Consider the following 6000-nt stretch of genomic DNA (forward strand, 5'->3'; position numbering starts at 1 on the left):
GCGACCGCGGGTCTCGCGGGTGATGCCAAGGCACGTGCCGGGATGGGATGCCGTGTCTTCGTCGGACCGTCCTGGAACGGGAAAAGGGTCAAGAAAAAAAAGGGGGGCGACTCCGCGGAGAGGAGACACCACGACGAGGCGCGGAGCCGCCCGTTGAAGAACCCGGAGGCGGGGAGTACGCCTCCGGGGATGCCCTGCCCAGGAGCGAGGTCAGGGCATCAGGACCGTATCGATGACGTGGATGACGCCATTGGACTGCCGAAGGTCGGTGGCGGTGACCCGGGCGGTGTTGCCCTGGGCATCGGTGAGGGCGACGCCGCCGTTCGCCAGGCGCGCGGTGAGCGCTTCGCCCTGCACCGTGGTCAGGGTCGCGCTGCCGCCGCCGGCCTCGATCTGTCCCACCAGGGTCGCGGCGTCGACGCTGCCGGCGACCACGTGGTAAGTGAGCACCGACGCCAGCTTGGCCTTGTTGGCCGGTTCGAGCAGCGTCTCGACCGTACCCGCGGGCAGCGCGTCGAAGGCCGCGTTGGTGGGCGCGAACACGGTGAACGGGCCCTTGCCCTTGAGGGTATCCACCAGGCCCGCGGCCTTGACCGCGGCGACCAGGGTGCCGTGGTCGGGCGAGGCCATGGCGCCACCGACGATGTCGGTCGACGGGCGCGCCGTCGATGCCGCCGCTGCGGTCGCAGCGGGGGTGGCGGCGAACGCGGTGGGGGCCAGCAGGGCAAGTGAGACTGCAAGGATGAATCGCGGGTGTTTCATCGAAGTCGCTCCTTGGTGCGTTGGGGGAAGGCTGCATGGCGCAGCGTCAGCCTGTACGCGGCCCGTGGGCGATCGGATGCATGGCGATGGATGGGCGCTGATGCGCCTTCGCCGACGCGACGAGCGGTGGCATCCGATCGGGGCTGGCATGCGTACAACCGCGTAGCCCACACCGCAGGACGTCGCCATGCCCCTCCAGACCGGTCGCCCAGCGACACGCCCCCACGGATGGTGGCGCCGGGAATTGAGCGGTTCACGCCCCCGCATCCGGCCGGCGCCCCTATGATGGCCACTGATCCCGACACCGGAAGGGTGGCGGCCTTCGGGCCAGCCAGACGCTTGAACCGATCGCGCCAGTCCAGACCCGACGACGCCGGCTATTGGGCCGGGCAGATTGCACGCGTGGCCCAGCAGCAGGATCGCGAGTGCTTCCTGCGCATCCACGACCATTTCGCACCGCGCCTCCAGCGCTACATGCTCGGGCTGGGCGTGGCCCCCGCGCAGGCTGAGGAGCTGGTCCAGGACGTCATGCTGAAGGTGTGGCGGCGTGCGCGCCTGTTCGATCCCACGCGCGCCCATTTTTCCACCTGGCTGTTCCGCATCGCGCGCAACCTGCATATCGACCACCTGCGCCGCCAACCGCACTGGCTGCCGGTCGACGACGGCCTGGAGTACCTGGAGCGGCAAGAGACCGACCGCGACGACGAAGGTCCGGATGCCGTCGCCGACCACGCCTGCCTCGGCGACGCGATCGACCAGCTGCCGGCCGCGCAGGCGCGGCTGCTGCGCATGTCCTACCTGGAATCCAAGAGCCACAGCGAGATCGCCAGTGAGCTGGGGATGCCCCTGGGTACCGTCAAATCCAACCTGCGTCGCTCGTTCGAGAAGCTCAAGGACGCACTGAGGCCGTCCCTATGAAACCCCATCACCACCTTGATTCCGCCACGCTGCTCGGTTTCTCCGCCGGAGCGCTCCCTGATGCCTTTTCCGTGGTCGTCGCGGCCCACCTGGAGGTATGCGCGCATTGCCGCGCCCAGTTGGCTCGCGCCGACCGCATCGGCGGGCAGTTGCTTCGCCAGCAGGAAGGCGTGCCGCTCGCGACCGGTTCGCGGGAAGCGCTGATGGCGCGGCTGGACGCCGACCCGGTCCAGCTCGAGCGGGCGCCCATGCCGGAGCCCTCTCGCGGGCGTGCCGACGAGGACCTGCTGCCTGCCTCGCTCAGGCCTTACTTCGGCGAGCGTTACAGCTCCCTGCGCTGGCGCATGATCGGGCCGGGCGTCCATCACATCCGTTCGCGCGACGTCGACGACAGCCACCTGATGCTGTTGCGCACGTCGGCCGGGCGCAGCATCCCCATGCACAGCCACGGCGGCAACGAACTGACGATGATCCTGCGCGGTGCCTACGACGACAGCCTCGGCCATTTCGGTGCGGGCGACGTGGCCGACCTGGACTGCGACGTGGAGCACCAGCCGGTCACCGCACCGGGGGTGCCCTGCATCTGCGTGGCCGCCACCGACGCGCCGCTGCGCTTCCGTGGCTGGATCGCGCGCACCCTGCAGCCGCTGTTCGGGCTTTGAGCGCGGGCGGGAGGCCGTCGCCAGGCACCCGCCGGGGCCCCGGTGTCGCCGGTCGGGCGGGCGATGCCGGGTCCGGGCCTTGACCCGGGCAGAACATCCGCGAGGCGACAATGCAGGCCCTTGTCGCGCGCGGCGTTTCCTCGCCATCGGTCCAGGCCGGGTCCACCGGCGTGCCGGGCGCGACGAAAAGCCGAAGGACCAGGAGGGTGCGAATGCGATCGACACGTCTGGGTGGACTGGCAACGGTCCTTGCATGCATGGTCGGGTGCACGAGCGCCACGTTGGGCCCGCCCGCCGCGGCCGTGCCGACGCAGGCCGCGGGCAGCACCGGTAACGACGCCGCGTCCGGAGGGGTGGCCATCGACGCGCGGCCGTTCCCCAGGCGGTTCGAAGCCGACGGCGTCGTCTTCAACATCCACCAGCCCCAATACGACGAATGGGAGGACGGGCAGCTTTCGGGCCGGTTCGCGGTGTCGGTGGCGGCCGGTACCCACCCCGATGCCCAGGGACGTCCACAGGCGGCCTTCGACTATGGGGTCGTCGGGTTCCGGGCGCGGACCCAGGTGGACAAGGCCGCGCGTGCCGTCGTCCTGACCGACATCGCGCTCGGCCCCGCCAGTTTCCCTGCCGCCCCCGGCGAGCAGTCGCGCTACCTGGACATCGTCCGCGGCATCCTCGAGCCCGGGGCCACGTTGACGCTGTCTCTCGACCAACTCGAATCCTCGCTGGCGGTGGCGGCAGCGGACCCGGACGGCGGGTCCCTTCGTGTCGCCAACGATCCCCCCGAACTGCTGCTGCGCCAGGCGCCCGCCGTGCTGGTGCGGATCGACGGCGATCCGGCGCTGCGCAGCACCGGTGAGGGCGACGTACGACGCGTCATCAACACCCGTTCACTGGTACTCGTGCAGGACGGACGCTATTACCTCTACCTCGCCGGCCACTGGGTCATGGCGGCGTCCCTCGACGGGCCGTGGTCGATGCCCGGGGTGGTCGATGGCGACCTGGAGCGGGCACGGCGGGAGGCGGTGGCATCCCGCGCGGTCGATACCCTTGAGGACGCCCCGCCGGAGCTTGCGCAGGCTTTCGCCGACAGCCGGGTGCCCGACATCTCGGTGCGCACCCGGCCCGCCGAGCTGATCACCACGCAGGGCGCGCCCGAATTCGCCGACATCCCGGGGACCCGGTTGGCCTACGTGGCCAACACGGGCGCCGACGTCTTCGTCGATGCCGACCAGGACCATGCCTGGTACGCGCTGGTTTCGGGTCGATGGTTCTCCTCGACGAGCAGCCACGGCCCATGGCGGCACGTGGCCGCCACGAGCCTGCCTGCGGACTTCGCCGCGATCCCCCCCGAAAGTCCGAAGAGCGGCGTCCTGGCGTCGATCCCGGGTACGCCCGAGGCCCGTGAGTCGCTGATCGCCAACAGCATCCCGCAGACCGCCAGCGTCGACCGGCGGCAGGCGGAACTTCAGGTGGCATACGATGGCGAGCCGCAGTTCAGGCCCATTGAGGGCACCGCACTGCAGTACGCCTGGAACACGGCGGTACCGGTGATCCGCGTCGACGCGCGACAGTTCTACGCCGTCGACCGCGGCATCTGGTTCGTGGCGACGTCTGCCCGCGGGCCGTGGCGCGTGGCGGACAGCGTTCCCGCGGCGATCTACGCCATTCCCACCACCTCTCCCCTGCATTACGTCACGTACGTGCGCGTCTACGGGGGCAATGGCGACGAGGTCTACGTCGGCTATACGCCGGGCTACTACGGCACGGTCGTGAGCGACGGCGTGGTCGTGTACGGGACTGGTTACGACTGCGACCCCTGGCTGGGCACGTACTGGTATGGCTGCCCGGCGACCTATGGCCTGGGCGCCTACTTCGGGTGGAATCCCTGGGTCGGATGGACGTTCGGCTGGGGCTGGGGCTGGGGCGGCGGCTGGTACGGCCCGTACAGTCCCTGGTGGGGCCCGTGGTACGGGCCGGCCTATCCGTGGGGCTGGTGGGGCGGGGGCGCCGCCGCCTGGAACGTCTACGGACACTGGGGCACCGCGGCGGTACGCGGTACCGCGGCGGCCTGGGCGAATCCCTGGACGGGCAACTACGGTCGCGCCGTCCGGGGCGGCTTCTACGACGAGCGCAGCGGTGGGCGCGGCATGGGACGTGCCGCCGTCAACACCAATGCCTACACCGGAACGACGCGGGCACGGGCCGAAGGCCTCCGCTACAACCCCCAGACCGGGCGCGTGGTCTCCGGTGAGGTGGCTGGCGCGGGCAACCCCTATTCCGGGCGTGCCGGCGTGGCCGGCGACCGCACCGTGGTCAATACCGGTACCGGGCGCGTGACCGAAAGCGCGGGGGCCGCGGTCCGGGGCCCGGGCGGAGCGGCCGGTGCCGGCGGCTTCGACAGCGACGGCAATCGCGTCGACGTCGCGGGGGCCGGCGGCTTCCACTACAACGCCGACAGCGGGTCTTTCGACCATGGCGGCGCGATCAAGGTCAACGACAGCATCTATGCCGGGCGCGACGGCAATGTCTACCGGCATGGCGAGAATGGCTGGGAGCAGGTGACCCGGCCCGGGGGCAGCGCGCATACGCCCTCGCCACCCCAGGGGCTGGACCGCGACCGGGTGGCCCGGGAGCGCGGGCAGCAACGCATCAACGGCGGTTTCGCGCCCGCGCAACCGGTACAGCGTCCGGCCTCGGGCCCCGCGACCCGTCCGATGGGTCCTTCCAGGCCGATGGGCGGCTTCCGTGGCGGGCTTGGCGGGCGGCCCCGGGGCGGTGGATTCGGCCGACGCTGATCTCCAGGGCGACGCCCCGCCCGGGCGGCCCGGGGTCGCGCCCGCCTCGGATCGGCCGCCCTGCCGCGAACCTCGGGCGTATCAGCGACGAGCCGGCGCGGGCCGGGCGAGGCCGCGGGCGAAGGCCTCGTCGATCAGTTGCCTGACCTGCGCGTCGGCGCGGACCGCGGCGACTTCGATCTGCTTGCCGACCGCTTCCATGTCCTTGCCGATCGCTTCCATCGGCTTGCCGGCCTCTTCCATCTGGCGGCCCAGGGCTTCCATGGGCGCCATGCGTGCTTCCATGCGCGCGGCGTGCGTCTCCATCCCGCGCTGCTCGAGCTCCATGCGACGTGCCAGTTCGGCCTGTTCCTCCGCCAGCACTTCCATCTCGCGACGCGCCTGCTCGCGCGCCTGCGCGTCGCCGGTGGAGATGCGCTCCGCCATCGCGGCCTGGCGCGCGCCCATGGCGCCTTGGCGATCGCCGAGCGCCTGCATGCGGCGACCGGCGGCTTCCAGCGCCTGGTCGTGATGGTCGGCTTCCGAAAGCGCCTCCATCCGCGCGCCCAGGGCCTCCATCCGCTCGCCATGCGGTCGCATCCGCGCATCGAGCGCCTGCATGCGGGTGTCCAGGGCGTCCAGGGGCTCCCACGCGGCCCGTGCCCTGGCCAGCGTGGCAGGATCAGTGACGACGTAACTCTTGCCCTCGCGGTCAAGCCAGATGAAGTCGCCGTCGATCGATTCGCGGGCCCGTTGCACGGCATCCCGGGTTTGCATGTCGCCGACCAGGGTGATGGCGTCGCGGTCGCTCCGGACGAGGGCGTAGCCGTCGGCGTCCCGCTTGCCGGTGACGTAGTGGGTGGTGGTCCGGCGCGTTGAGG

At 71.2% G+C, this 6000-nt stretch carries 4 protein-coding genes and 1 pseudogene; 3 read left to right on the plus strand and 2 right to left on the minus strand.

What is annotated here, in order from left to right; genetic code table 11:
• Window positions 1–210 precede the first annotated feature (210 nt).
• Window positions 211–762: a fasciclin domain-containing protein gene (locus FKV25_RS07355; protein WP_141518136.1), complete on the minus strand. Its 552-nt coding sequence runs from the start codon at window positions 760–762 to the stop codon at window positions 211–213.
• Window positions 763–1101: 339 nt separating this feature from the next.
• Here FKV25_RS07355 and FKV25_RS07360 point away from each other — a divergent pair, with 339 nt between their 5' ends.
• From FKV25_RS07360 to FKV25_RS07370, 3 genes are all read left to right on the plus strand, one after another.
• A complete protein-coding gene (locus FKV25_RS07360) occupies window positions 1102–1680 on the plus strand; it encodes a sigma-70 family RNA polymerase sigma factor (RefSeq protein ID WP_246071986.1) in 579 nt (192 codons plus the stop codon).
• A complete protein-coding gene (locus FKV25_RS07365) occupies window positions 1677–2342 on the plus strand; it encodes a ChrR family anti-sigma-E factor (RefSeq protein ID WP_141518138.1) in 666 nt (221 codons plus the stop codon). The genes FKV25_RS07360 and FKV25_RS07365 overlap by 4 nt, the downstream gene beginning before the upstream one ends.
• A 281-nt stretch (window positions 2343–2623) precedes the next feature.
• Complete coding sequence (locus FKV25_RS07370; protein ID WP_141518139.1) at window positions 2624–5140, plus strand: hypothetical protein; 2517 nt, start codon at window positions 2624–2626, stop codon at window positions 5138–5140.
• An 81-nt stretch (window positions 5141–5221) separates the two neighbouring features.
• Here the strand turns inward: FKV25_RS07370 and FKV25_RS16215 are convergent.
• Window positions 5222–6000: pseudogene (locus tag FKV25_RS16215) on the minus strand (hypothetical protein); the annotation flags it as partial.

This window comes from Marilutibacter aestuarii (assembly GCF_006546775.1).
Lineage (GTDB): Bacteria > Pseudomonadota > Gammaproteobacteria > Xanthomonadales > Xanthomonadaceae > Marilutibacter > Marilutibacter aestuarii.